Annotated in this window: 25 protein-coding genes; 7 read left to right on the top strand and 18 right to left on the bottom strand. The window is 64.5% G+C overall.

Features of this window, described 5'->3' with window-relative positions:
• Position 1: 1 nt before the first annotated feature.
• On the bottom strand, positions 2 to 400 hold the full coding sequence (locus ACFPME_RS13375) for a winged helix-turn-helix transcriptional regulator (protein WP_377306115.1): 399 nt from the start codon (positions 398 to 400) through the stop codon (positions 2 to 4).
• 176 nt (positions 401 to 576) lie between these two features.
• On the opposite strand from ACFPME_RS13375, the gene gstA reads away from it, so the two are divergent.
• Positions 577 to 1,194, top strand: a complete 618-nt coding sequence (gene gstA, locus ACFPME_RS13370) for a glutathione transferase GstA (protein ID WP_377306113.1) — start codon at positions 577 to 579, stop codon at positions 1,192 to 1,194.
• Positions 1,195 to 1,468: 274 nt separating this feature from the next.
• Here gstA and ACFPME_RS13365 read toward each other — a convergent pair whose 3' ends face one another.
• The 3 genes from ACFPME_RS13365 to purB form a co-directional block, all read right to left on the bottom strand.
• Complete coding sequence (locus ACFPME_RS13365; RefSeq protein WP_377306111.1) at positions 1,469 to 2,059, bottom strand: SLOG cluster 4 domain-containing protein; 591 nt, start codon at positions 2,057 to 2,059, stop codon at positions 1,469 to 1,471.
• The gene (locus tag ACFPME_RS13360; protein WP_377306109.1) at positions 2,060 to 2,296 is read right to left on the bottom strand and encodes a hypothetical protein; all 237 of its coding nucleotides are present in this window, start codon (positions 2,294 to 2,296) and stop codon (positions 2,060 to 2,062) included.
• 104 nt (positions 2,297 to 2,400) lie between these two features.
• Positions 2,401 to 3,768: an adenylosuccinate lyase gene (gene purB / locus ACFPME_RS13355; protein WP_377306107.1), complete on the bottom strand. Its 1,368-nt coding sequence runs from the start codon at positions 3,766 to 3,768 to the stop codon at positions 2,401 to 2,403.
• Positions 3,769 to 3,894: 126 nt separating this feature from the next.
• On the opposite strand from purB, the gene ACFPME_RS13350 reads away from it, so the two are divergent.
• Complete coding sequence (locus tag ACFPME_RS13350; RefSeq protein WP_377306105.1) at positions 3,895 to 5,274, top strand: class II fumarate hydratase; 1,380 nt, start codon at positions 3,895 to 3,897, stop codon at positions 5,272 to 5,274.
• A 53-nt stretch (positions 5,275 to 5,327) separates the two neighbouring features.
• Here the strand turns inward: ACFPME_RS13350 and ACFPME_RS13345 are convergent, their stop codons facing one another.
• From ACFPME_RS13345 to ACFPME_RS13305, 9 genes are all read right to left on the bottom strand, one after another.
• Complete coding sequence (locus ACFPME_RS13345) at positions 5,328 to 5,990, bottom strand: YggN family protein (protein WP_377306103.1); 663 nt, start codon at positions 5,988 to 5,990, stop codon at positions 5,328 to 5,330.
• Between the two features lie 135 nt (positions 5,991 to 6,125).
• Positions 6,126 to 6,776, bottom strand: coding sequence for a GDSL-type esterase/lipase family protein (locus ACFPME_RS13340; protein ID WP_377306101.1), 651 nt, complete (start codon positions 6,774 to 6,776; stop codon positions 6,126 to 6,128).
• A 154-nt stretch (positions 6,777 to 6,930) separates the two neighbouring features.
• Complete coding sequence (locus ACFPME_RS13335) at positions 6,931 to 7,899, bottom strand: hypothetical protein (RefSeq protein WP_377306099.1); 969 nt, start codon at positions 7,897 to 7,899, stop codon at positions 6,931 to 6,933.
• Complete coding sequence (locus ACFPME_RS13330; RefSeq protein WP_377306097.1) at positions 7,896 to 8,753, bottom strand: ABC transporter ATP-binding protein; 858 nt, start codon at positions 8,751 to 8,753, stop codon at positions 7,896 to 7,898. The genes ACFPME_RS13335 and ACFPME_RS13330 overlap by 4 nt, the downstream gene beginning before the upstream one ends.
• Entirely contained in the window at positions 8,750 to 9,139 is a 390-nt protein-coding gene (locus ACFPME_RS13325) for a GntR family transcriptional regulator (RefSeq protein ID WP_377306095.1), read from the bottom strand. The genes ACFPME_RS13330 and ACFPME_RS13325 overlap by 4 nt, the downstream gene beginning before the upstream one ends.
• Positions 9,140 to 9,141: 2 nt before the next feature.
• On the bottom strand, positions 9,142 to 9,492 hold the full coding sequence (locus tag ACFPME_RS13320) for a hypothetical protein (protein ID WP_377306093.1): 351 nt from the start codon (positions 9,490 to 9,492) through the stop codon (positions 9,142 to 9,144).
• Positions 9,493 to 9,927: 435 nt separating this feature from the next.
• A complete protein-coding gene (locus tag ACFPME_RS13315) occupies positions 9,928 to 11,595 on the bottom strand; it encodes an amidohydrolase (RefSeq protein ID WP_377306091.1) in 1,668 nt (555 codons plus the stop codon).
• Positions 11,596 to 11,650: 55 nt separating this feature from the next.
• On the bottom strand, positions 11,651 to 12,772 hold the full coding sequence (locus ACFPME_RS13310; protein ID WP_377306089.1) for a serine hydrolase domain-containing protein: 1,122 nt from the start codon (positions 12,770 to 12,772) through the stop codon (positions 11,651 to 11,653).
• 64 nt (positions 12,773 to 12,836) lie between these two features.
• Entirely contained in the window at positions 12,837 to 13,334 is a 498-nt protein-coding gene (locus tag ACFPME_RS13305) for a nuclear transport factor 2 family protein (RefSeq protein ID WP_377306087.1), read from the bottom strand.
• 695 nt (positions 13,335 to 14,029) lie between these two features.
• On the opposite strand from ACFPME_RS13305, the gene ACFPME_RS13300 reads away from it, so the two are divergent.
• The 3 genes from ACFPME_RS13300 (at position 14,030) to ACFPME_RS13290 (ending at position 17,043) form a co-directional block, all read left to right on the top strand.
• Complete coding sequence (locus ACFPME_RS13300) at positions 14,030 to 15,004, top strand: LysR substrate-binding domain-containing protein (RefSeq protein WP_377306085.1); 975 nt, start codon at positions 14,030 to 14,032, stop codon at positions 15,002 to 15,004.
• 78 nt (positions 15,005 to 15,082) lie between these two features.
• Positions 15,083 to 16,225, top strand: coding sequence for a pyridoxal phosphate-dependent aminotransferase (locus tag ACFPME_RS13295; RefSeq protein WP_377306083.1), 1,143 nt, complete (start codon positions 15,083 to 15,085; stop codon positions 16,223 to 16,225).
• Between the two features lie 17 nt (positions 16,226 to 16,242).
• On the top strand, positions 16,243 to 17,043 hold the full coding sequence (locus tag ACFPME_RS13290; protein ID WP_377306081.1) for an amidohydrolase: 801 nt from the start codon (positions 16,243 to 16,245) through the stop codon (positions 17,041 to 17,043).
• A 60-nt stretch (positions 17,044 to 17,103) separates the two neighbouring features.
• On the opposite strand, the gene arsC is transcribed toward ACFPME_RS13290, so the two are convergent.
• Genes arsC through ACFPME_RS13270 form a run of 4 tightly spaced genes read right to left on the bottom strand, consistent with a single transcriptional unit; the run spans position 17,104 to position 20,913 of the window.
• Positions 17,104 to 17,469 carry an arsenate reductase (glutaredoxin) gene (gene arsC / locus ACFPME_RS13285; protein ID WP_377306079.1) on the bottom strand — a complete coding sequence of 122 codons (366 nt, stop codon included), beginning with the start codon at positions 17,467 to 17,469 and terminating at the stop codon, positions 17,104 to 17,106.
• 14 nt (positions 17,470 to 17,483) lie between these two features.
• Positions 17,484 to 19,061 carry a pseudouridine synthase gene (locus ACFPME_RS13280; protein ID WP_377306077.1) on the bottom strand — a complete coding sequence of 526 codons (1,578 nt, stop codon included), beginning with the start codon at positions 19,059 to 19,061 and terminating at the stop codon, positions 17,484 to 17,486.
• A complete protein-coding gene (gene scpB / locus ACFPME_RS13275; RefSeq protein WP_377306075.1) occupies positions 19,058 to 19,945 on the bottom strand; it encodes an SMC-Scp complex subunit ScpB in 888 nt (295 codons plus the stop codon). The genes ACFPME_RS13280 and scpB overlap by 4 nt, the downstream gene beginning before the upstream one ends.
• Before the next feature lie 35 nt (positions 19,946 to 19,980).
• Positions 19,981 to 20,913 carry a segregation and condensation protein A gene (locus ACFPME_RS13270; RefSeq protein WP_377306073.1) on the bottom strand — a complete coding sequence of 311 codons (933 nt, stop codon included), beginning with the start codon at positions 20,911 to 20,913 and terminating at the stop codon, positions 19,981 to 19,983.
• A 922-nt stretch (positions 20,914 to 21,835) separates the two neighbouring features.
• On the opposite strand from ACFPME_RS13270, the gene ACFPME_RS13265 reads away from it, so the two are divergent.
• Positions 21,836 to 22,204 (top strand): PilZ domain-containing protein, encoded by a 369-nt coding sequence (locus tag ACFPME_RS13265; RefSeq protein WP_377306783.1) that lies wholly within the window; start codon positions 21,836 to 21,838, stop codon positions 22,202 to 22,204.
• 67 nt (positions 22,205 to 22,271) lie between these two features.
• Here ACFPME_RS13265 and ACFPME_RS13260 read toward each other — a convergent pair whose 3' ends face one another.
• Positions 22,272 to 23,957: an AMP-binding protein gene (locus ACFPME_RS13260; protein WP_377306071.1), complete on the bottom strand. Its 1,686-nt coding sequence runs from the start codon at positions 23,955 to 23,957 to the stop codon at positions 22,272 to 22,274.
• 143 nt (positions 23,958 to 24,100) lie between these two features.
• Between ACFPME_RS13260 and ACFPME_RS13255 the strand changes: the two genes are divergently transcribed.
• On the top strand, positions 24,101 to 24,547 hold the full coding sequence (locus tag ACFPME_RS13255) for a hypothetical protein (protein WP_377306069.1): 447 nt from the start codon (positions 24,101 to 24,103) through the stop codon (positions 24,545 to 24,547).
• Positions 24,548 to 24,565: the final 18 nt, after the last annotated feature.

The raw sequence follows: 24,565 nt of genomic DNA, 5'->3' as shown, positions 1-24,565 counted from the left end.
GTCACGACTGTTCCGCGCGTTTGCGTGCGGTTCCGGATGCGCGTTTGGGCGCACTCGCTTCCCATTCCGCGATCAGCTTCCGGCCCACGCTGGCGAGTGCCTGGATCGCCGGCAGCAGTTCGCGGCCGAGCGGCGTGAGCGCGTACTCGGCCGACGGCGGCGAGGTAGCCAGCACGCGTCGCGTCACCAGTCCGCGCGATTCCAGCTCGCGCAGCCGCGCGCTCAGCACGCGCGCGGAGATGCGCGGGATGTCGTGGCGCAGCTCGCCGAAACGGCGCGGCTCGGCGCTCAGGTACCACACCACGTTCGGCGCCCACGCGCCGCGCAGCAGCGCCAGGCTTTCTGTGAGCGGGCAGGCCGGCGGTGCGGCGACCTTGCTCTTGCGTACGGGCAGGCCCATCGGAATTCCATCGGGGAGTGCGGTAACTGGAGGGATACTACATTTTTCCGCTAACCGATGGTTAGGTGGTATCCATAGGTAACCATGATGGCTAGCATGCCGGCATCGTTGTGGTGCGCAGGCATGCGGTGCCACGGCGACGGTTCTTTCCCACGTACCCATCACGGAGAAAACGCATGAAGCTCTATTATTCGGCGGGCGCCTGCTCGTTGTCGCCGCACATCGTGGCGCTGGAAGCCGGCATCGCGCTGTCGCTGGAAAAGGTCGACGGCAAGGCCAAGCGCACCGAAGGCGGCGCGGATTTCTGGCAGATCAACCCGAAGGGCTACGTGCCGGCGCTGGCGCTGGACAACGGCGAACTGCTGACCGAGGGCCCGGCGATCGTGCAATACCTGGCCGACCTCAAGCCGGCGAGCGGCCTGGCGCCCGCCAACGGCACGCTGGCGCGCTACCGCCTGCAAGAGCTGCTGGGCTATATCAACTCCGAACTGCACAAGACTTACAGCCCGCTGTTCAAGCCGGAGACGCCCGAGCCGACCCGTGCCGAGCGCAAGGCCTACCTGCTCAAGCGCTACCAGTTGATCGAAGACGTGCTGGCGAAGCAGCCGTGGCTGCTGGGCGACCATTTCACCGCAGCGGACGCCTACCTGTTCACCGTCACCAACTGGGCGAAGCACGTCGAGCTGGACCTGTCCGGCTTCCCCGCGTTGCTGGCTTTCCAGAAGCGCGTGGCCGAGCGGCCGGCGGTGCAGAAGGCGATGCAGGCAGAGGGGCTGATCAAGGCGGCGGCCTGATCGGCCATCAGCGCGAGCACAAGTGGCCGGCATCGCGAGGCGCCGGCCATTTGCGCTTCCTCCCCCTGCGGCCTCGCGGGCCATGATGGTGTTGCGACACAACCGTCAGCAGAAGGGGAAGTCTCCATGAGCAGCATGGACAACGGCTCAGACCGTCCCTCAGAGAACCTGGCCAACCATCCGGACGTCCAGACGTGTTTCGGCCGAGCGGCACGAAACGCGAGGACAACACGATGACCAGCATCGGCCCGAAAGCTCAGGGCAGAGCATCCACTTATGCCGAGACGATAAGTTCAAGCTCGCGCAGCTTCTGCTCAAGCTCGCCGATGGTGGCCCAGGGCAGGATGGGCGAATTTTTGCGTTCGTCGGGTGGATGGCTCGGAAGCGAGTCCGACCAGCCGCCACAGCCGATGAGCGGCAGTAGCGGGCGCTTGTGCAACCAGGCAAGACAGACCTCGGAAATGGTGCCTGCGCGACCGCCGACGACAAGGCACGCATCTCCCGAGAGCGCCATGAGGAGATTGCGGGCATCTCCCATGCCGCACGGCACAACGACGGTAGCCGGCCAGTCCGGTGGTGGCATCTGATCCGGTGGCACGATGCTCAGGACCAGGCCGCCGGCGGCGATGGCGCGCTCCGCCGCGACGCGCGTCGCGGGGCTGCCGCAGCCACTGACCAGGGTGATGCCGTGCTGCGCAAGCAATGCGCCTGCCTGACCAGCGAGTTCGTAGGCGGCAGAACCGGGCTCGGCGCTGCCCAACACGCAGACCTGTGGCTTTCGAATGTAGGAGGGCGGCACCGTGGTTGCCTTTGCGGCCGAGCGCTGGAGTTGAGCGGCGTCGAAGCCGTCCGCTTGGACGAACAATCAGGCGCCCCCGTCGGGGTCAGGCGTCTGAATAGACGCTTGGGCGAGTATAGCCCTGGTCGTGATGGACGATCCGTCCAGAAGTGTCGGCAGGACTTTCGACAGGACCCACCCATGGGTTCGCAAATAGGTCTTGCCGTTGACCTGCCAGGGAAGAGCGCTATCGCCCGACGGGGCAAAGACGCGCACCAGCTTGCCGGCGCGGTACTGTTCAATAATGAAGTCGATGTTCTTCAAAGTGGCGGTCCAATGACCCGGCGAACCCGGCGGGAAGTCGTATGGCCGGCGAATGCACGGATCCTCGCCGCTGAGGCGGCCATGCACCCGACGCACAACCGCGCTCAGATATCCTTCGCCAGCGCTGCGGCCAGGCCGATGTAGTTACCGGGCGTCAGGTCGAGCAATCGCTGCTTCGCCTCGGCCGGCAGGTCGAGGCCATCGATGAACTGGCGCATCGAATCCCTGGTGATGCCATGCCCCCGGGTCAGTGCCTTGAGCTGCTCGTACGGTTCGGGCAGGCCGTAGCGGCGCATTACGGTCTGCACGGCTTCGGCCAGCACCTCCCAGCTGCCGTCGAGGTCGGCGGCGATGCGTTCGGCATTGACGTTGAGTTTGCCCAGGCCCTTCTTCAGCGATTCCAGTGCGACCAGGCTGTGGCCGAACGCGGTGCCGAGCGCGCGCAGCACGGTGGAGTCGGTGAGGTCGCGCTGCCAGCGGCTGATCGGCAGCTTCTCGGCGAAGTGGCCGAGCAGGGCGTTGGCGAGGCCGAAGTTGCCCTCGGCGTTCTCGAAGTCGATCGGGTTGACCTTGTGCGGCATGGTCGATGAGCCGACTTCGCCAGCCTTCAGCGTCTGCTTGAAATAGCCCAGCGAGATGTAGCCCCAGACGTCGCGGGCCAGGTCGATGAGGATGATGTTGGCGCGGCGCACCGCATCGCAGTATTCGGCGACGCCGTCGTGCGGTTCGATCTGGGTGGTGTAGGGGTTGTAGCCGAGCCCGAGGCTTTCCACGAAGCGCTGCGAGAACGCGCGCCAGTCCACTTCGGGATAGGTGATGACGTGGGCGTTGTAGTTGCCGACGGCGCCGTTGATCTTGCCGGAGATTTCGACCGCGGCGATCTGCTTGCGCTGGCGCTGCAGGCGCGCCACGACGTTGGCGATCTCCTTGCCCAAGGTGCTGGGCGACGCGGTCTGGCCGTGAGTGCGCGAGAGCAGCGGCAGCACGGCGTTGGCATGGGCCAGCTCACGCAGTTGGGCAATCACCGCGTCGAACTGCGGCAGCAGCACCTGTTTGCGCGCGTCGCGCAGCATCAGTGCGTAGGACAGGTTGTTGATGTCCTCGCTGGTGCAGGCGAAGTGCACGAATTCCTTGGCCTGCGCCAGGCTGGCATCGGCGCCGATCTTTTCCTTGATGAAGTACTCGACCGCCTTCACGTCGTGATTGGTGGTCGCCTCGATCGCCTTGATCCGCTCGCCGTCGACCACGCTGAAGTTCGCCGCGATGGCTTTCAGCGTATGGATCTGGGCTGCGCTGAAGGCGGGCAGTTCGGCGATCTTCGGATCGGCGGCCAGTGCCAGCAGCCATTCGATTTCCACGTGCACGCGACGGTGCATCAGGCCGTACTCGCTGAAGATCGGGCGCAGCGCTTCGACTTTGCCGGCATAGCGGCCGTCCAGTGGTGACAGGGCGGTCAGGGCATGAGAGGGCATCGGGGCATTCCAGCGGGGTGAAACAAGCATTTTACATGCGCGGGCTTTCCCTGTTTCGACCGCCTTGTCGCGCCACCGCCGGGTAGCGGCCTATAGTTGGGAATCTCCAACTGCAGGAATCCGATCATGAGTGGTTTTCGCACCGAGCACGACAGCATGGGCGAGTTGCGGGTGCCAGCCGATGCGCTGTACGGCGCGCAAACCCAGCGCGCGATCGACAATTTCCCGATCTCCGGCCTGCATCTGCCGCGCCAGTTCATCCGTGCGCTGGGGCTGGTCAAGGCCGCGGCGGCCGAGGTCAATCTGGCGATGGGGCATCTGAAGAAGAACCAGGCCGCGGCGATCCGCAAGGCAGCGCTGGCCGTAGCGGACGGCCAGTACGACGCGCACTTTCCGATCGACATCTTCCAGACCGGTTCGGGCACCAGCACCAACATGAATGCGAACGAGGTCATCGCGCATCTGGCGGTGGAAGGCGGCACCAAGGTGCATCCCAACGATCACGTCAACTACGGGCAGAGTTCGAACGACGTGATCCCCACCGCGATCCATGTCAGCGCCACGCTGGCCACCAGCGGGGAGTTGCTGCCGGCGCTGAAGCATCTGAGGAGGGCCATCGACAAGCGGGCGCGCGAGTTGAAAAACACGCCCAAGACCGGCCGTACCCACCTGATGGACGCGATGCCGATCACCTTCGGGCAGGAACTGTCCGGCTGGTCGGCGCAGATCGGTTCGGCGATCGAGCGGATCGAGGACGCGCTGAAGCGCGTGCGGCGGTTGCCGCAGGGGGGGACCGCCGTCGGCACCGGGATCAACGCCGATCCGAAGTTCGGCCCGGCGATGGCGGCACAGCTGAAGAAGATCACCGGCGTGAAGTTTGAATCGGCCGAGAATTATTTCGAGGGCATGGCGGCACAGGATGCGGCGGTGGAACTGTCCGGCCAGCTGAAGACGCTGGCGGTTGCCTTGATGAAGATCGCCAATGATTTGCGCTGGATGAACTCCGGCCCCCTCGCCGGGCTGGGCGAGATCGAACTGCCGGCGTTGCAGCCGGGTTCGTCGATCATGCCGGGCAAGGTCAATCCGGTGATTCCCGAGGCAACCGCGATGGTGGCCGCGCAGGTGATCGGCAACGACGCATCGATCACCATCGCCGGCCAGTCCGGCAACTTCCAGCTCAACGTGATGCTGCCGCTGATCGCCTACAACCTGTTGCAGTCGATCGGGATCCTGGCCAACGTCAGCATGCTGCTGGCCGACAAGGCGATTGCGGGCTTTCAGGTCAACAAGGCGCGGGTGAATCAGGCGCTGGCGATGAATCCGATCCTGGTCACCGCGTTGAATCCGGTGATCGGCTACGAGAAGGGCGCAGCCACCGCCAAGCAGGCCTACAAGCAGCACCGGCCGATCATGGACGTGGCACTGGAAACCACCGGGCTGTCGAAAGACGAGTTGAAGAAGCTGCTCGATCCGCTGGCGCTCACCAAGGGCGGCATCCACGGCTGACCCTGAAAGACGTTCTGCAGGAGCCCGCCCGCGAGCGGGCTCCTGCATCAGGGTCAGTCGGAGAACACCGCGAAGCCTTTCTTGCCGTCCTTGTCCTTCATGTTCTTGCCGCAATCATCGACGTCCTTCTGCTGCATGGTCGCGTAGGGCCTGAATTCGGGCATCGCCGCGGCCAGCTTCTGCTGGGTGGACATCAGGTCGGGCAGACGCTGGCACAACTTGGCGGCGGCGGCCTCGATCTTGTCGGTTTGCGGCCTGATGGCCGCTTCGATGTCCTTGTCGCTTTTGCCGGTGAGCGCGCCCCATACCCCTTCCTTGGCGGCGTTGAGGCCCAGGTCAGCACCTTGTGCGCCGATGTCCATGCCGGTTTCGGCGATGCCGACGATCTGTTTGCGGTAGTCCAGCAGCAGAGTTTGCTGCGCCGGCGTGGCTGCCACCTTCTTGCCGGCGATCAGCAAATCGCCCTGAGGGGTGATCTCGGCCCGGGGGCGCGAGTCCTTGTCGCCGTGGGAACTATCGTTGATGTGAACGCTGTTGACGTCGATGTTCTTGGTGGCCAACTCCCGCTTGGCCTCCTCCATCGCCTTGCGGATTTCTCCGGAAATCCCCGACGAGGTCTTTTCGCCCGCGTCTTTCAGTGACTGCGCCGTGGTGTCAGCAACCCCTGGCTCGGAGTCGGCCTGGCTGGACTGGCTGCACGCGGCCAATGGCAGCAAGAGGGCCAGTGCGAGCGTGCCGAAAGTGATGGACTTCATGGGTGTTTCCTCTCTTCGAATTCAAGCGAATTGGCGTTCATGGGATTCGCCGTGCGGACTGCCTATGGCGCGCCTCAGGCGAAGCTTGCAACGGCATCAGTTGATCAGCAACGGGCGGAGCATGGGCCATGCGTTGTCGAGCATGCGCACCTGTGCGAGCGCGCTTGGATGCACACCATCATCCAGCAGCAGAGCGGGCTTGTCCGAAATGCCGGCCATCAGGGACGGCAGCAGCGGAACGTGCTTCCGTTGCGCAACCCGGGCGTAGACCTGCCGCAGCATGTCGGCGCGATGGTCTTTGTCCAGCTTGGCGGGAATCTCGAATCCGAGCAGGGCGACTTTCGCCCCTGAGGCCTGGGCCATATCGATCAGCCGGGTCATGTTCTGCTCCAGCGTTTGCCGATTCGCGCCGAGGATGGCGTCGTTGGCCCCGAGCTCAAGGATGATCAAGTGTGGATGATGGGTGGCGATCAAGCCAGGTAACTCCTTCAATGCATCCGTCAGGGTCTTGCCGCCGCGGCTGGCATTGACGATCGCAGGCGGAGTGGTCGTGGCGTGGTCGACGCGTTGCTGCAGCAAATTGACCCAGCCCGCTTCGGGCGGGATCCGGTGCGCCGAACTCAGGCTGTCGCCAGTCAGCAGGACCGTCTTTGACAGGTCGGAGTTGCCTGCTGCCGGAAGCGACGACGCATGCGCCAGCGAGACGATCGATGCCATGGCAAGCAGGAGAGACGACAGGAAGCGCATTGGGTATTCCTTTGGGCAGCAGGGGGCCGACGAAGCCGAGGCGGCTTCAGGGCAAAGGATGGTGAAGCAGAACGGTTTGCGATGGGCCGCGGCGGGAATGGTGGCTTCCGTTGCGGTCGGACGGATGGGCCGGTCGGCCCATCCGTCGCATCGCTCAGCTGTCGTCGCGCCAGCGGCGGAACCAGACGGCACCAGCGAGCAGCCCCAGGCCGACCACCACGCCGATCCACAGGTCAGGTGAAGCCAGCAGATGATAGGTGTTGGCCAGGTCCATGAAGCCCATGCTGGGATAGCCGTCGACGTTGCTGGAGATGGCACCGCCATGGGCGTTGAACATGCTGCCGGTGCCAGGGAAGGCGCTGAACAGGCCGCGTTGCACGATGTTTTTCCAGAACCAGGTTGCGGGCAGGTCGAACAAGCCCATGATGCCGAACCAGCTGATGATCAGGCCGCTGGCCACCGGCAAGGCAACCGCCCACAGGAAGGGCTTGTTGCGTGCCCAGGCCGAGCAAAGCAGCAGCCAGCCGATCGAGGGCAGGGCCCACAGTACGTACAGCGGGATGTAGCCGATCAGGTTGAACATGACCCGGAACGGATGCGCCAGTACCAGCAACTGCCACACATTCACGCCGTGGAAGGACAGGGTTGTCGCCAGGATCAGCAACTGCAGCATGCCGACCACGATGCCGACGATCACGGCGATGACCGGTGCCAGCACAGTGGCGCTCACTACCTTGGACAACACGGTGCTGGCGTCTGAAACCGGCAGCGACTTCCAGAACAGGATGCTGCGGTCGCGACGATCGTCGTACAGCGCGCCGAGGCAGTAGAAGAACACAACAATGCCCAGTACCACGGCCAGCAGGCCCATCGCCGAGTACATCGCCAGGTCCAGCGCGAAGCCGACCTTGCTCAGGTCGCCGGCATCCATGTCGGCAATCACCCGCTGCAGGCCGCCGCTCGCTCCGAAACGGATGCCGTGACTGGCGCCCAGGACTTCCGCGGTGATGATGCCCATGATGTTCAGCAGCAGGAACACGCCACCGGTGATGACGGGAGCCCAGAAAAAGCCGCCCCGGTGTTCCCAGAATTCGCGCTTCACAAGCCAGTAGAAGGTTTTCATGCGTAGGTTCCCTTCATGGTGGCGACGAACAGGTCGCTGATGGACGGCCGGCGGGTTTCGCCCAGCTGTTCCAGCACTGCGCGGTTCGCGCCGTCAAACAGAAAAATGCTCTTGCCGAAGACCTGGCGTTCGTCCAGCGGTTTCAGCTGGCGGGCGGCGTCGGCCTTGTCGGCATTGACCATCACTTCGATGAAGCGCTCGCCGACCGCGTCCATGTCGGCATCCAGCACGATCTTGCCGTCGCGGATGAACATCAGGTCGGTGAGGATGTGCTCGACCTCTTCCACCTGATGCGTGGTCACGATGATCGTCTTGTTCTCGTCGAAGTAGTCCTCCAGCAGGTTCTGGTAGAACTGCTTGCGGTAGAGGATGTCCAGGCCCAGCGTCGGTTCGTCGAGGATGAGCAGCTTGGCGTCGATCGCCATCACCAGCGCCAGATGCAGTTGCACGATCATGCCCTTGGACATCTGCCGCACACGCTGGTTGGGCGTGAGCTTGGTGCGCGCCAGGAACGCCTCGCACTTGGAGCGATCGAAACGCGGGTGCACGTTGGCGACGAAATCGACTACTTCCCGCACGCGGATCCAGCGCGGCAGCACGGCCACATCGGCGATGAAGCACACGTCGCCCATCAGCCTGTCGCGTTGCTTGCGCGGGTCGAAACCGAGCACGTTGAGGTCGCCGGTGAAATCCGTGAGACCGAGAATCGCCTTCAGCGCCGTGGTCTTGCCGGCACCGTTGGGGCCGATCAGGCCGACGATGCGGCCGGGCGCGATCTGGAAACTGACATTGTCCAGCGCCAGCGATGACTTGTACCGTTTGCTCAGGCCGCTGGCCGTGATCACCGCGCTCATGATTGTTCTCCCTTGGTCGACTGATCTTTGTCAGTCTGGGCCTCGCGCAGCAGCGTCTTGAGATCCAGACCCAGTCGTTGCAGCCGTGCGAACAGCACCGGCCACTCTTCGCGCAGAAACCGCTCGCGTTCGGATTTCAGCAGCGCCTCGCGAGCGCCTTCGATGACGAACATGCCCAGACCCCTCCGTTTCTCAACCAGTTGTTCGTCGACCAGTTCCTGGTACGCCTTGGATACGGTCAGTGGATTGATCTGATAATCCGCTGCCACCTGGCGTACCGACGGCAGCGGGTCGCCCTCGTTCAAGGCGCCGTCCAGGATCATCGCCACCACGCGTTGCTGCAATTGGCGATAGATCGGGACACTGTCGTTCCAGGTAATGGTCATGTTTATTCCTTGCTGATGCGGCCGAACTTGTTGCCAAACGAATAGTAGGGCATGGCCAATTGCGAACCGAGCAGGCTGAACTGGCTGGTGCCGCCGGCGTTGTCCATGCGGCCCATCGCGGGAACCGCAGTGATGCCGTTGGTCCCGACGTCGGCGAGCAGCACGGCGGCGCGCATCTCTGCGGCGCTGGGACGAACCACGACAGGAGCCAGGTTGGTGACCTTGACGGTATCGGCCTTGGGTGTTTTGTTCGCCGCTGCTGGCTGGGTGTCGACGTTGTAGTCGAGGGCGCTCAGGCTGGCAAAGGTGAGCAGGACGGCGGCGAAGCTGGCGATCAGGTTGTGCGCTTTCATGACAGGCCTCCTTGGTGACCTCGTTAAGTGGTGTTGTAGTGAACTATAACACCGAGTTTCAAGTCGTCAATAGGCAAGGCGCCATGGCGCAACATGACTGATGGCCTATGCGCCTCGGCAGGCGGCTCAACCGGCGCCGGCGCCTGGACCGGCGCATGCCGGCATCACGCCATGGCCGCTCCGCGCGCAACACGGGCTGCGGCGGGCTGTTCGTGGTGCCGACATAGGTCGACCGGAGGCAGGCATGGATCCCGATGTGTCCGGCCGGGTCGGGGTGGCTGCCGATGTCGGCAAGGACAGTGCGGCGGCCCCTGGCTTTCCCGGCCACTGCCGTTCGTCACCGCACAGCGGCAAAGTCGAAGGGCCCGCGGCACAAGCTCCATCAACACAAAGGCCGGCTGCAAAGCCGGCCCCGGTGCTGTTCCACCCTGTCAGTCAATTCCTGGCGCTATACACCTGCTTGCCGCCGACCCAGGTCTGAAGCACCTTGGTGCTCCAGATCTTGCTCGCCGGGTCCTTGAAGATGTCGTGATCGATCAGGATGAAGTCGGCCCACTTCCCCGGCTCCAGCGTACCCAGCGTCTTTTCCGCATGCTCGGCGTACGCTGCGTCGAGGGTGAACGCGCGCAGCGCTTCGGCGGGCGTCATGGCCTGGTCCGGGTACCAGCCGCCAGGTGGCTGGCCGTCATGGTCCTCGCGGGTTATCGCCGAGTACAAGCCATAAAACGGGTTGGGCGACTCCACCGGAAAATCCGAGCCGCCGGCGACGACCGTGCCCTGCTTCAGGAGCCGCTGCCAGGCATAGGCACCCTTGATCCGCCGGGCACCGATGCGGTGTTCGGCCATGTTCATGTCGGAGGTGGCATGGGTCGGCTGCATCGAGGCGATCAGCTGCAGCGGCACGAAGCGCGGGATGTCTTCCAGCGAGATGATCTGCGCATGCTCGACACGGTTGCGCAGCGCGATGCCGTCGGGATGTGTCTTGTAGGCTGCCGTGTAACTGTCGAGCACCTCGCGGTTGGCGCGGTCGCCGATCGCGTGGATGGCAACCTGATAGCCCTTGCCCAGCGCCTTGCCGATATCAGAGGTCAGCTGGTCGGGCTTCAGGAACAGCAGGCCGTGGTTATGCGGGTCATCGGAGTAGGGCGCGAGCATTGCCGCGCCGCGGCTGCCTAGCGCACCGTCGGCAAACAGCTTGACCGTGCGCACGGTGAGGAAGTCGTTGCCGTAGCCGATCAGCGGACCGTCCTTGCTGATGACATCGAAATCGTCCCCGGTGCCCAGGATCATCGCGTAGATGCGCGCGGTGAGCTTGTTCGCGTCGGCGTACTGCCGGTACAGCTGGTAGTTGGCGAGGTCGATGCCCGCGTCGGCAACACCGGTGAGGCCGACGCTGGCCATCTCGGCCAGTGCGGTATCCAGCGCCGCTGCTTTCTGTTGCGCTGTCGGCGCAGGGACCTTGCTGCCGATCAGCACCGTGGCACCGTCGACGAAGACGCCGGCGGGGTTGCCATGGCGGTCGCGCTCGATACGCCCGCCGCTGGGATCTTTCGTGGCCTTGCTGACCCCGGCCAGTTTGATGGCGGCGCTGTTGGCCCAGCTGGCATGTCCGTCAACGCGGCTCAGCCATACCGGACGATCGGGAACCGCCGCGTCCAGTTCCTTCGCGGTGGGAAAGCGGCCAAGTTTCCAGATTTCCTGATTCCAGCCGCCACCGGTGATCCACTTCGCCTCGGGATGCGCCGCGGCGTACGCCTTCAACTTCGCCAGCGCCTCGTCCAGCGACTTCGTGCCGGTGAGATCGGCCTGATTGCGCGCATAGCCCAGTTCAAGCACATGGCCGTGGGCATCGATCAGGCCTGGCAGCAAGGTGGCGCCGTGGCCATCGATCACCTTGGCGTCGCCGGCGCGCTTGGCCAGGTCGGCACTGTCGCCGATGGCAACCACCTTGCCATGGGCGATCAGCATGGCCTGAAAATGCTGCAGCCTGCCGCGGCTGTCCAGCGTATAGCCGTTGACCTGGTTCACCAGCAGATCAGCTGCCCGCGTGGTCGGCGCGAGCGCCAGCAAGGCGAGCAGCGAAAGGCACAGAGAGCGGTTCATGGGCAGGCTTCCATGGAGAACGAAAGGCCAGTGTGTCCGGCCACGATTGTTTTTTCTACCCTGCAGCCTGTCCCTGTCCCGCCTGCCTCCGCAGGAACGCGACGAACGCCGGATCCTTGCCCAGCAGATCGAGTAGGGGAAGCACGACCCGCGGCCCGTTGGCGCTGTTGGTGAAGATCACGGTTGCGGTGCCCTGGGTCGGTTCGACATAGCCGAACGTGAACAGGCCATCGTCCATGCCCGTGTGCATGAGCACGGTTTCCTGGCCAAATTTGAGTACTTCCCAGCCGAGGCCGAATCCGATGTCGGTCGGGCAGTCGTTTCGCATCGCCGGGGTGCAGATCCCGCTCTTGCGGCTCACCAGTATCCGTTCGCGTTCGCCGGCGATGGCATCATTGACGCCTTCGTGCTTCATCACACTGAGCAGGAACCGGGCGTAATCGCCGATTGTCGTGTAGAGCTGATCGGAAGCGAAGAACCGCTCGGCGATGGCCGGCTCCAGCGCCTTGCCTTCCCTGTCGGTTGGCACTGCTATACGTCCGGCAAACCACGAGCGACGGGTGTACGCGGTATCGCGCATGCCGATCGGCTCGAACACGAGGGTCTGCGCCAGCTTCTCGAACGGTATCCCCAGCTTCTTTTCGGTGAAGCGCGCCATGTACTCGAAACCTTCGCCGGAATAGCCGTAAGCCTGACCGGGCGAGCGCTCGAAGGTCAGGACGCCGCCAGTCTCGCGGCGCCAGTTGGGAAACCCCGTCTGGTGGGTGAGAGCCAGCCAGGGCGTCAACTGTTTGCGGCGTTCGTCGGTGGCGATATCGGGATCGACCCAGTACCGGTACATCGGCTCATCGAGCGAAAGGCGACCACGCGATGCAAGCCGCAGTTCGACCTCGGCAGAGACCGGTTTGGTCATCGAGGCGATGTTGTACAGCGTGCGGGTCGTGGCCGGAACGCCCGGGCTTTGCGAACCGTAGGCCACCGCCAGCACGATCTTGCCGTTTTCGATATGCGCGATTGCCACGCTGGGCACGCGTTGCTCGGCCAGAAGCCGTGGAACCGCATCGTCCAGCCGGCTCTGGATGACCGCATCGTTCCGTACCGGGTCTGCGCAGTTGACAGCCATGACTCCCGTGGTGGTCATGGCAAGCAAGCCTGCCAGCGCCATCGCCATGCTCATCGTGTTCGTCCTCGCCATGATGTTTCCTGTGGGTTGAGCGTACGTGCAGCGTCATGCACGACAGTTACTCGCTGGAGCGATGGCCGTAGCTGAGGACTCGCGTGATCTGCCAGGTTGCTCCTTGATGGCGCCACACGATGACGAAATCGGCCATGCCCTCACACGCGCCGGTCTTGAGCATGCAAAAGCGGTGCACTCCCTGTTCGATGGCGCCGAAGCCCTTGATCGGGTAGACCTTCAACGAGCCGGGAACCAGCTCGCGGCGATAATGGCCGCAGACATTCTTCGCGGTGTTCGCAATCATCGCCTTGCGCGTCCACGTCACACCGCCGTTGTCGTGATAGAACTCGATGTCGGGTGCGAAATAGCTGGCGTGCTTCTGCAGTTGCCCTGGATCGCTGCAATGGTTGAAGGCGCCGAAAACGGCAGTATCCAGAGTGGATATGGTGTCGAACAACGCATCCGTGGATGGATTCGTGGCGGGTTGCTGGCTGGCGGCGAACGCGGCGCTCCCGATGGCCAGGAAAGCGGCGGCGGCCATCAATACGGTGGCTTTGCTCATGGATATCTCCGGTTTTCATGCGAGTGGTGGACGTGGGACGAGGCCGCTGCCGCCGGCGGATCGATGCCGGCGAGGCGAGATGAATCGATGCGGCGAATCTGGTTTCGGGGAATCAGCTACGCCCTCGTGGCAGGACGTGGACTGTCGCTTGACCCAGGCTGGTAAAAACCGGCCAGCACGGCCATGGCGGCGGGCGCGACGTTCCCAGCGGCAGGCTGCTGCGCAGCATGGCGTCCGGCACCGCCGCCTTGAAGGCGCAGAAGACGATGCTGGGGACCAGCACGTGCTGTGGATTCATTTGATTCTCCATGCGGGCCCAGTCCGTGCTGTCCCGTTCACGGCCTAAGAGACGAAGCGGGACGCAGCGGTTGCAATGAGCTTGTTGCGACCGCCGAACACGGCAGCGCATCTCCTTCTCGAATGGCGGCTTCGCCATCGCGGCCATTGCGAGCCATGGCCGGCATGGCTTGGCCACCGCTGATGGCTTCCACGGCATCCATGAGGCTGCTCTCCAATCCGTGGCTGCCGGCGCTGTCGGGTCGGATGAGAGTTTCGTGCGAGCTTGAAAGCGGCCTCGCAACGAGAAACTCCGAAGCCTGCGGGGCTGCCCGTTGTCCCGGCTCGTGACAGTGGATCGGCGGCCCTCGTACTATCTATCGATTGGTTGAACTTCCTGTTTCGACCTTGGAGCAACCATGACTTCGCTCGATGGTGTCCTGCACGACCTCAACGATCTCTACTTTTTCGCCGCAGTGGTCGAGCACGGCGGTTTCTCTGCGGCCGGGCGTGCGCTCGGGGTGCCGAAATCGCGGCTGAGCAAACGCGTCGCCCAACTCGAGGAACGTCTTGGCGTGCGCTTGTTGCAGCGGACCACCCGACGTTTCGTGGTGACCGAGGTCGGCGAGCGCTTCTATACGCATTGCCGCGCCGTACTGGAGGAGGCGCAGGCAGCACAGGATGCCGTGGACGAACTGCGCGCCGAGCCACGCGGTATGGTGCGCCTGAGTTGTCCCGTCTCATTGGCGCAGACGGTGCTGGCGCATCTGCTGCCGGATTTTCTGGCGCAGTACCCGAAGATGCAGGTGCGGGTACTGTCCAGCAATCGCCGGGTTGACGTCATCGGTGAAGGCTACGACCTGGCGATCCGCGTGCGCAGCAAGCTGGACACCGATGCGAACCTGGTGATGCGCAGTTTCGGTCAGTCACGCACCAAGCTGGTGGCCAGTCCCGCGCTGCTTGACGTGCAAGGGCGCCCGACCCAACCGGATGAGCTGGCCAAGCTGCCAGCGTTGTCGATGCGCGAGCACGAGGGGGCGCAGGTGTGGGAACTGATCGATACGGACGGCAAGCAGGTCAGTGTGGAAGTGCCGGCGCGGTTGATCACGGGTGATTTCGCCGTGCTGCTGGAGGCCGCCCGCCGCGGCATGGGTGTGGCGTTGCTGCCGGAATTCGTCTGCGCGCCCGCGATCACCCGCGGCGAACTGGAAGTGGTACTGCCGGAATGGAGCGTGCCCGAAGGCACCATGCACTTCGTCTATCCCAGCCGCCGCGGCATGCTGCCGGGCGTGCGCGCACTCGTCGACTTTCTGGCCGCGCGACTGCCGGCGATGACGCTGCTGAAACATGAGCAATGCAAGTCGCGTCCGCTTGACGAGTTGCCCCGGCCATGATTGGTTCGCCGTGATGCACACGGCATCGCCGATAAGCTACGCTTGAAACTTTATGGACATCCAAACGGCCGAACGACGATGATCGAAACCAAGCTGCCGAAAGTCGGCACCACCATCTTCAGCGTGATGAGCCAGCTGGCGCTGGAAAACAAGGCTGTCAACCTGGGTCAGGGCTTTCCCGATTTCGAGCCGCCGCAGGGACTGCGCGATGCACTGACCCGCGCCATGAACGAAGGTCGAAACCAGTATGCGCCGATGCACGGCACGGCGGCGTTGCGTGAGCAGATTGTCTCGAAGGTCGCGCAGTTGTACGGCCGCAGGCTCAATGTCGATACCGACATCACGGTCACGTCCGGCGCTACCGAAGCGATCTTTGCGGCGATTGCCGCTGTCGTGCGTGCGGGCGAGGAAGTGATCGTGTTCGATCCAGCCTACGATTGCTACGAGCCGGCGATCGAGCTGCAGGGCGCACGCGCCGTGCATATCCCGTTGACCGTGCCGGCGTTCGCGATCGACTGGCAGCGCGTGCGCGACGCCGTGACGCCGAAGACGCGGATGATCCTGATCAACAGCCCGCACAATCCGTCCGGCGCCGTGCTGTCGGCGGCCGACCTCGACGAGCTGGCGGCGATCGTGCGCGGCACCGGCATCGTGGTGCTGTCCGACGAGGTGTACGAGCACATCGTGTACGACGGGGCGCAACACGAGAGCGTGTTGCGCCATCCGGAACTGGCCGAGCGCAGCATCGTGGTGTCCTCATTCGGCAAGACCTATCACTGCACCGGCTGGAAGGTCGGTTATGCCGTGGCGCCGGCCGCGCTGTCGGCCGAGTTCCGCAAGGTGCACCAGTACCTCACGTTCTGCACGTTCCATCCGGCGCAGGTGGCATTCGGCGAATTCATGGCCAGCAACCCCGAGCACTATCTGGAATTGCCGGCGTTCTACCAGGCCAAGCGCGATCGTTTCCGCGCGCTGCTGGCGCCGTCGCGCTTCAGGCTTCTCGATGTGCCCGGTGGCTATTTCCAACTGGTCGATTATTCCGCGATCCGCGACGAGGACGATCTCAGTTTCAGCAAATGGCTGGTGCAGCACGGTGGCGTGGCGGCGATCCCGTTGACGCCGTTCTACGAAAGCGCGCCAGGCACGCGCCTGTTGCGGCTGTGCTTCGCCAAGAGCGATGCCACGATGGACGCGGCAGCGGAGCGGTTATGCCAGCTATGAACATGCCAGCTTCAAATATGCATGCACTGAAGGTTTCGCTGGTGCAGGGCGCCACGCGCTGGCATGACGCGCCGGCCAATCGTGACTATTACGGCGCGTTGGTGCGCCAGGCGGTCGGCGCCGACCTGATCGTGTTGCCGGAGACGTTCCTGTCCGGCTTCAGCAACGACACGCGGGTCAGCGCCGACACCATGGACGGCGAGGGCGTGGCCTGGCTGCGCGCGCTGGCGATCGAACTGCGCGCGGTGATCTGCGGTAGCCTGGCGATCCGCGAAAACGATCTCGTCTACAACCGTCTGCTCTGGGTGCAACCGGACGGCAGCTTTGCCCAGTACGACAAGCGTCATCTGTTCCGCATGGCCGGCGAGCACACCCGCTATGGCGGTGGCAACGAGCGACTGGTGGTGGAGCTGAAGGGCTGGCGGATCCTGCCGCAGGTCTGCTACGACCTGCGCTTTCCGGTATGGCTGCGCAATCGCCGGCTGGCCTCCGCCCATGGCGGCATGGATTACGACCTCGCATTGTTTGTAGCAAACTGGCCGGCGCCGCGCCGTGGTCCGTGGCGCACGTTGCTGCGCGCGCGCGCGATCGAGAACCTCAGCTATGTGGTCGGGGTGAATCGGGTCGGTGTGGACGGCAACGAGATTCCGTATGCCGGCGACAGCGCCGTTATCGATCCGGTCGGCGAACCACTGGTCGAGCTGGGTGCGCAGGAGCAGGTGGTGACGGTCGCGCTGGACCCGGCGCCGCTGCTGGCCCACCGCGAACGCTTCCCGGCGTGGATGGACGCCGACGGGTTCTCGCTCGATCCGGGCTGATTCCCTTCATCGTGGCGACGGCGCCGGCCGGGGAACAAAAGCCGCGCTGAAGGCGGCTCGCTATGCAGCGCCCTGCGGCGACCGGAGGATCGCCAGCACCGCTTCTGGCGGCCGACCGAGGGCGGCCTTGCCGTTGGCGACCACGATGGGTCGCTCGATCAGTTTCGGATGCGCCACCATCGCGGCGATCAATGCGGCGTCACCGAGCGCGGGATCATCCAGTCCGAGCGACTGATATTCCGCCTCGCCGGCGCGCACCAGCTCGCGAGCCGTCATGCCCAGCTGTTTCAGCAACACGACCAGTTCGGCCGCACTTGGCGGAGTGTCGAGATAGTTGATCACCTCGATCGTGCCGCCGTGATCTTCCAGCAACGCCAGCGTGGCGCGCGATTTGGAACAGCGGCTGTTGTGGTAGATGCGCACCATGGTGCCCACCTTGCTCAGCGATTGCCCGAGCGATTGCCGCCACGGCCCGGCGGTCGCCCTCCGGCAGCGCCGCCGTGGCCCTGGGGCCGGGCGTTGCCATGCGGGCGATTGCCACCTTGACCCTGCGGCCGACCGGCGCCCTGCGGGCGATTGCCGCCCTGGCCTTGGGGACGCGTACCGCCAAGCCCTTGCGGCCGTGCGTTGCCATGCACGGGGCCGGCCGCCGCACGGTTGCCGCCCTGGCCTTGCGGGCGCCCGCCCGGCGCAGGACGCGAGCCTGTTGCGCGATTGCCGTTGCCCGCGGTGCCACTGCCGAAACCGCTGTAGGGACTGCCGCCCGCCGTCCGGCCTTCACCACCGGGACGTGCGCCGAACGGCTTGCCGCCGGTGGGGCGGCGATTGCCTGCCGCCCCACCGGCAGTGTTGCCACGCGGCGCGCCGGGGCGATCGCTGGTGCCGTCGCGGTTCTCGCCAGCGAACCAGGTGCGCACCGACGGCAACTCCTGACCTGGTGCCACGCGCCGGCCCTTGCCGACGCGATTGGCGCCGCCGGCACCACGTTCGGGACGAACGACGTTGCCGTTGACCTCCTTGCCCTCGCGGCGCGGTGGCTTGCGCCCACGCGTAGGCTCCTCGCGGATGCGGTCGTAGGCGCGCAGTTCGCGCGCTTCGTCCTGACCGCCTGTCCAGGCAGTACCGGCGCCGCGTTCGGGACGATATTCGGTAACGCTGCGGTTGGCACGGCGCTGATGCAATACCGGGCTCAGGGTCAGCACCGGTTGCGGCGCGCCCAGGCCGGTGGTCTGGCGCAGCTGCTTGATGGCTTCCGCATCGAGCGCCTCGCATTCGCCACGACGCAGGTTGCGTGGCAACTCGATGTTGCCGTAACGGATGCGCTTGAGGCGGCTGACCAGAAAACCTTGTGAATCCCACAGTCGGCGCACTTCGCGGTTGCGGCCCTCGCGAATCACTACGCGGAACCAGCTGTGGCTGCCGCCGCGGCTGATCACGGCGATCTCGTCGAAACGGGCAGGGCCATCTTCCAGCTCCACCCCGGCCTTCAGCCGTTCGAGGATCTCGTCGGGCACTTCGCCGTGCACGCGGCACAGGTATTCGCGTTCGAGGCCGCTCTTCGGATGCATCAGGCCATTGGCCAGCTCACCGTCGGTGGTCAGCAACAGCAGGCCGGTGGTGTTGATGTCCAGCCGGCCCACGGCGACCCAGCGCGCGCCTTTCAGGCGCGGCAGCTGTTCGAACACGGTGGGGCGGCCGTCGGGGTCGTCGCGCGTGGTCAGCACGCCCTCCGGCTTGTGGTAGATCACCACCTCGGTCTCGTCGCGGCTGTCGGTGGCGACGACGAACTGCTTGCCGTCCATGACCACGCGGTCGCCGGCTTTCACGCTCATGCCGATCTCGGCGGGCGCGCCATTGAGTTCCACTTCGCCAGCCTGGATGCGCTGTTCGAGCATGCGGCGTGAGCCCAGTCCGGCGTTGGCCAGCACTTTGTGCAGGCGCTCTTCCAGTGCTGGGGTGGCGGCGTCGACGCGCGGTTCGCGCTTCAGGGATAGAACGGATTTCTGCGGCGCAGTCATGCGCGGTACTCCTCGGTATCTTGCTCGGCGGTGTCGGGTTCGACATCCGCGGCGGGGTTCGCTGCCTCATCGGCAGTGGCTATCGGGTTCCCGATGGCGGGGCTCGAATCGGAGCCGGGCTGGTGGGACTCGGGTGAAGCGGTCGACGCCTGGGCGTCGACCGCGATGTCGGCATCTGGCGCATCTGCGGCGTCCGCGGAGGCGTGTCGATCGGTATCGCTGTCGTCGGCGGGTGCCGGCTCGACCGGATTTTCGCCGTGCGTTTCCTCGGCGCGCCGTTCCTCGTCCGGATCGATCGAAAGGTCGCGCATGATGCGGGCAGGGAACGGCTCCGGTTCGAACCGGAGTTGCGGATCTTCCATGTCGCGGATTTCCGACAGGGGCGGCAACTGGTCCAGCGATTTCAGATTGAAGTAGTCGAGGAAGGCGCGGGTGGTACCGAACAAGGCCGGCTTGCCGGGTACGTCGCGGTAGCCGACCACCCGGATCCATTCGCGCTCCTCCATCGTCTTGATGATGTTGGAGGACACCACCACGCCGCGGATCTGCTCGATCTCGGGTCGGGTGATGGGCTGGCGGTAGGCGATCAGGGCCAGCGTTTCCAGCAAGGCGCGCGAATAACGACTGGGCCGCTCGGTCCACATCCGCGAAATCCACGGATGCACGTCCTGGCGGACCTGATAACGGAAGCCGGAGGCGACTTCCTTCAGCTCGATGCCGCGGCCGGTGCAATCGCCTGCCAGCGCTTCCAGCGATCTTGCGATCCGTTCGTGGTCGACGTCGTCGCCCTCGTTGAACAGGTCGCCCAGCTGATGAACAGTCATCGGCTGGCTGGAGGCAAGCAGGGCGGCCTCGATGATGGGTTTGAGTTGCTCGATCTGCATAACCTTGGGTCGGATGCCGATTCAGTGGATGTCGTTCATTCGCCGGACAATTCGATCAGTGCCGATTCGCCCGCCTGTGGGTCGTCTGCCGGGTCGTCGGCGATCTCTTCGGACTGGCTGATCTTCGCCTTGACGTAGATCGGTGCCAGCGGTTCCTCCTGCACGATCTCGACCAGCATTTCCTTGGCCAGCTCCAGCATCGCCAGAAACGTCACCACGATGCCCGGACGCCCCTCGCTGATGTCGAACAGGCTTTCGAAGCGGTGAAAGCTGCTGTCGTCAAGCCGGCTCAACAGCTCGCCCATGCGCTGCCGCACGCTGAGTGCCTCGCGCTTGATCGCGTGATGACCGAACAATTCGGCCCGGTGCATCACGTCCTTGAGCGCCAGCAACAACTCGGTGAGTTCCAGCGGCGGCGGCAACCTGATCACGTTGCGCTCGCCCACCTCGGCATGCACCACCACGCTGTCGCGTTCGATCCGCGGCAGGGCCTCGATATCTTCGGCCGCCCGCTTGAACCGTTCATATTCCTGCAGCCGCCGCACCAGCTCGGCGCGGGGATCCTCTTCCAGCCCTTCCTCGGCTGGCGGTCGCGGCAGCAGCAGCCGCGACTTGATTTCGGCAAGGATCGCGGCCATCAGCAAGTATTCCGCCGCCAGCTCCAGCCGCATCACGTCCCGCATCAGCTCGATGTAGGTCATGTACTGACGGGTGATCTCGGCAACCGGTATGTCCAGGATGTCCAGGTTCTGCCGGCGAATCAGGTACAACAACAGGTCCAGCGGCCCCTCGAACGATTCCAGGATGACCTCGAGCGCGTCCGGCGGGATGTACAGATCCTGGGGCATCTGCAGCATCGGCTGGCCGCGCACGATGGCCAGCGGCATTTCCTGCTGTTGCGGTACCGACGCGAACGCATCCTGCGGTGCGGCGGCCGGGCTATGCGGCTCGACGGGCTCAGTGCTCATCAATGCATGTCATGGGGCCGCCTTCAGCGGCTGGCAGTGCGTTCAACATGATCGGAATCATTCTTGCATCGACACAATTTCTGGAATGTCCGTGCTCGGAACATGGCGGCGACGCGGTATTCCCGGTACTGCGATCTTTCACATCTTCAGCCGGGACGCGGCGGGCGCCTGGGTAGCGACGGGCAAGACGAAGCCACACCTCGGTGGTTCGGTCAGGCAGGTCGCGATCGGCCGTCGCACGCCAACTCCGGGTTGTCAGCCACGGCAAGGGCGCAAGTCAGAGGCGGCGAAGAGTGGCGCCACAGACTGACTACTGGTCGGTTCGAGAGCATCGGGGTGGAAGCCAGGGTCGCCGGGGTGGACGGCAAACGTATTCCATGGAGCCACGCGTGAGTCGAAGAGTAGCGGCTAGGCGGGCGCAAGTCCAGCGAGCCGAGCGCCATCGGTCGGTGGGTGCCCGGTCTGTCCGCGGGAAGGATTCCGCGGCGGCCTCACCGTGGCCATGGTGACGGGCGTCGTGGTGACTTGTGGTGTCCTGGCAAGCGCTTCCGGCGGCAAGCCCTCGGCAGTGCGGGGCGGCATGTGACCTTAATGTGACCAACAGCGGCAATGTTGCCTGCAGCGCCGATGAAGCGGCGGTTGCGGCGGCCCGGGCATCCCGGCCGTTCCACGCGCCGTTCGCGCGACAGCAATCCGATATGGCATGGTTCGGAGGAAGCCCGCCGGGGCAATGGCGGTCGGAAGGCGTGGCTCCGAACGACTGGCACGGCGATTGCTTATGCATGAACATCGCAGCAAGCCAATGCTCCGGCGTCGGACGGAATGGAATCGCTGCATGAGGCAACAGATTGAACTCAGGACGATGTTTGCAGATCGCGTTATTCCGGCGGCGGACGCCAGCGCAATGGGGACGACAGGACCGATGGTGATCGACACGAACGAACCGGATAACGGCCAGCCGGAGCAATTGCGGCCGGCGCGGATGCAGATCGAGACGACGGTGCTGATGAGCCGCCACGGCGAGTCGCATCCGACTGAACTGGTCGACATATCGGCTACAGGCGCCTTGCTGCGTCGTCCGTTGGGCTGGTCGGGCGAGACCGGGCAGGACTGGGTGCTCGACATGATCTTCGGGCACAACCTGCACATCCATCTCGAAGCCGCGATCGTCCGCATCTCCGATCACCACCTCGGCTTTTCATATAGCCGCATTCCGGAAGACAAGCAGGTTCCGCTGTGGAATCTGCTGGGCGGCTATGCCGACATTCTCGAATACTGGAAAGACGGCTGAGCGAAACACGGCTGCTGCAAATGGAACGCCCGCCTCGCGCGGGCGTTCCGGTTTTCCGGAGGCCGATTCAGGTCGGAACCTTGGTCTCGTCGCGCAGTTCGCGTCGAAGGATCTTGCCGACGTTGCTCTTCGGCAGGCTGTCGCGAAACTCGATCAGCTTGGGGCGCTTGTAGCCGGTAAGATTCTCGCGGCAGAACTGCCTGAGCGCTTCCTCGGTGAGGTTCGGATCCTTGCGTACCACGAACAGTTTCACTACCTCGCCGGAATGCTCGTCGGCCACGCCGACCGCCGCCACTTCGAGCACGCCGGGGTGTTCCATCACCGCATCCTCGACTTCGTTCGGGTAAACATTGAAGCCGGATACCAGGATCATGTCCTTCTTCCGGTCGACGATGTAGAAATAGCCGTTCTCGTCCATTCGGGCGATGTCACCGGTATGCAGCCAGCCGTCGGTACCAAGCACCTTGGCGGTCTCGTCCGGTCGCTGCCAGTAGCCCTTCATCACCTGCGGGCCATGCACCATCAGCTCGCCGACCTCGCCCAGAGGCAGCGGTTGGCCGTCCTCCGACCAGATGGCCACGTCCGTCGACGGCACCGGCAGACCGATCGAGCCGTTGTATTCCTTCAGGTCAAGCGGATTGATGCACACCGCTGGCGAGGTTTCGGTCAAGCCGTAGGCCTCGGCGAGCGTGCATCCGGTCACCTTCTTCCAGCGTTCCGCAACCGCGCGCTGCACGGCCATGCCGCCGCCGAGGGTGAGGTGCAGGCGCGAGAAATCCAGCTCGGAAAAGCCGGGCGTGTTGAGCAGGCCGTTGAACAGCGTGTTGACGCCGGTGAGTGCCGTGAATCCGGACTTCTTCAATTCTTTGACGAAGCCCGGCATGTCGCGCGGATTGGTGATCAGCCAGTTCAGGCCGCCGAGACGGGCGAACACCAGGCCGTTGGCGGTCAGCGAAAAGATGTGATAAAGCGGCAGCGCCGTGATGATCACCTCTTCACCCGGTTTGACCAGGCGGGTACCGATCCAGGCGCTGGCCTGCAGCATGTTGGCGATCATGTTGCCATGGGTCAGCATGGCGCCCTTGGCCACACCGGTGGTGCCGCCCGTGTACTGCAGGAAGGCGACATCGTCGTGGCCCAGCCCCACCGGTGGCAGCGGATGCGCCGCGCCGCGCGCCAGCGCATCGCGAAAACGCACGGCCCGCGGCAGGTTGAACGGCGGCACCATCTTCTTGACGTGCTTGAGCACGAAGTTGATCAGCGCACCCTTCGGAAAACCCAGCAAATCGCCGAGACCGGTGGTGATGACGTGCTGTACCCGAGTTTCGGCCACCACGTGCTGCAGGGTTGCGGCGAAGTTGTCCAGCACCACGATCGCCTTGGCGCCGGAATCCTCCAGCTGGTGCTTGAGCTCGCGCGCGGTGTACATCGGATTGGTGTTGACCACCACCAACCCGGCGCGCAGTGCGCCGAACAGGGCGATCGGATACTGCAGGGCGTTCGGCATCATGATGGCGATGCGGTCGCCCTTGCCAAGCTTGAGCTCGCCGGTGAGGTAGCCGGCGAACTGGCGGCTCATCTCGTCGATCTGACCGTAGCTGAGCTGGCGTCCGAAACTGGCGAACGCCGGGCGCCCGCTGAAACGTCCGAAGGCCTCGTCAAGCACGGCCGGGACCGAAGCGTATTCGTTGACGTCAATCTGTTCAGGCACGCCTGCCGGATAGTGATCCAGCCACGGACGTTCGTTGCTCATGCTTGGGTTCCCTGTGTGGTCGACAGCCATGGAATCGGCGGATGGAGCCGGGATGGCGGTACCATCCAGCGTGCGCCATGGCGCGGTTGATTGGAGCATGCGCCCGCGTATAGCGGCAAGCCGCACTGCAACGAGTTGCATTGATGACGCTATCGAACAGAATCACTTGCCTGCTGGTCGCCGTGGCGTTGTGCGCGCTGGCTTTGCCGGGTTGCCGGCGCACACCCGATGAGGCGCAGGTGCGCGCGGCGATAGCAGCAGTCGCGCAGGCGGCGGAGGCCAGTTCGGCCAGCGACCTGGCTGCACGGCTTAGCGAAGACTTCGATGGCAATGCGGGCCAGCTCGATCGCAACCAACTGGCTGGCGTGGTCCGGCTGCTCGCGCTACGCGGTGAACACATCGGTGTGGTGATGGGGCCGGTGTCGGTCGAACACCGCGGCGAACGGATGGTGGCGTCGTTCACGGTCACGCTGACCAGCGGCGGCCAGCTGCTGCCCGACCAGTTGGGCATCTACCAGGTTGAATCGGCGTGGCGCAAGGACGACGGCACATGGCGTTGCTATACGGCGAGCTGGAAACACACGATCTAGAAAAAAGGCGCCCCGGAA

Origin of the sequence: Rhodanobacter umsongensis (assembly GCF_042654965.1) — a bacterium.
GTDB classification, from domain to species: domain Bacteria; phylum Pseudomonadota; class Gammaproteobacteria; order Xanthomonadales; family Rhodanobacteraceae; genus Rhodanobacter; species Rhodanobacter umsongensis.
Note: the sequence above shows the minus strand (reverse complement) of the source record. Positions and strands in the feature narration are given on the sequence as shown.

Coding starts and splice junctions, on each gene's coding strand:
- gstA (WP_377306113.1), top strand. CDS start 577: ATGAAGCTCTATTATTCGGCGGGCGCCTGCTCGTTGTCGCCGCACATC.
- ACFPME_RS13280 (WP_377306077.1), bottom strand. CDS start 19,061: ATGACTGCGCCGCAGAAATCCGTTCTATCCCTGAAGCGCGAACCGCGC.
- ACFPME_RS13255 (WP_377306069.1), top strand. CDS start 24,101: ATGACGCTATCGAACAGAATCACTTGCCTGCTGGTCGCCGTGGCGTTG.
- ACFPME_RS13375 (WP_377306115.1), bottom strand. CDS start 400: ATGGGCCTGCCCGTACGCAAGAGCAAGGTCGCCGCACCGCCGGCCTGC.
- ACFPME_RS13315 (WP_377306091.1), bottom strand. CDS start 11,595: ATGAACCGCTCTCTGTGCCTTTCGCTGCTCGCCTTGCTGGCGCTCGCG.
- ACFPME_RS13350 (WP_377306105.1), top strand. CDS start 3,895: ATGAGTGGTTTTCGCACCGAGCACGACAGCATGGGCGAGTTGCGGGTG.
- ACFPME_RS13290 (WP_377306081.1), top strand. CDS start 16,243: ATGCATGCACTGAAGGTTTCGCTGGTGCAGGGCGCCACGCGCTGGCAT.
- ACFPME_RS13320 (WP_377306093.1), bottom strand. CDS start 9,492: ATGAAAGCGCACAACCTGATCGCCAGCTTCGCCGCCGTCCTGCTCACC.
- ACFPME_RS13330 (WP_377306097.1), bottom strand. CDS start 8,753: ATGAGCGCGGTGATCACGGCCAGCGGCCTGAGCAAACGGTACAAGTCA.
- ACFPME_RS13325 (WP_377306095.1), bottom strand. CDS start 9,139: ATGACCATTACCTGGAACGACAGTGTCCCGATCTATCGCCAATTGCAG.
- scpB (WP_377306075.1), bottom strand. CDS start 19,945: ATGCAGATCGAGCAACTCAAACCCATCATCGAGGCCGCCCTGCTTGCC.
- ACFPME_RS13340 (WP_377306101.1), bottom strand. CDS start 6,776: ATGCGCTTCCTGTCGTCTCTCCTGCTTGCCATGGCATCGATCGTCTCG.
- ACFPME_RS13295 (WP_377306083.1), top strand. CDS start 15,083: ATGATCGAAACCAAGCTGCCGAAAGTCGGCACCACCATCTTCAGCGTG.
- ACFPME_RS13310 (WP_377306089.1), bottom strand. CDS start 12,772: ATGAGCATGGCGATGGCGCTGGCAGGCTTGCTTGCCATGACCACCACG.
- ACFPME_RS13265 (WP_377306783.1), top strand. CDS start 21,836: ATGGTGATCGACACGAACGAACCGGATAACGGCCAGCCGGAGCAATTG.
- ACFPME_RS13260 (WP_377306071.1), bottom strand. CDS start 23,957: ATGAGCAACGAACGTCCGTGGCTGGATCACTATCCGGCAGGCGTGCCT.
- ACFPME_RS13300 (WP_377306085.1), top strand. CDS start 14,030: ATGACTTCGCTCGATGGTGTCCTGCACGACCTCAACGATCTCTACTTT.
- ACFPME_RS13335 (WP_377306099.1), bottom strand. CDS start 7,899: ATGAAAACCTTCTACTGGCTTGTGAAGCGCGAATTCTGGGAACACCGG.
- ACFPME_RS13270 (WP_377306073.1), bottom strand. CDS start 20,913: ATGAGCACTGAGCCCGTCGAGCCGCATAGCCCGGCCGCCGCACCGCAG.
- arsC (WP_377306079.1), bottom strand. CDS start 17,469: ATGGTGCGCATCTACCACAACAGCCGCTGTTCCAAATCGCGCGCCACG.
- purB (WP_377306107.1), bottom strand. CDS start 3,768: ATGCCCTCTCATGCCCTGACCGCCCTGTCACCACTGGACGGCCGCTAT.
- ACFPME_RS13305 (WP_377306087.1), bottom strand. CDS start 13,334: ATGAGCAAAGCCACCGTATTGATGGCCGCCGCCGCTTTCCTGGCCATC.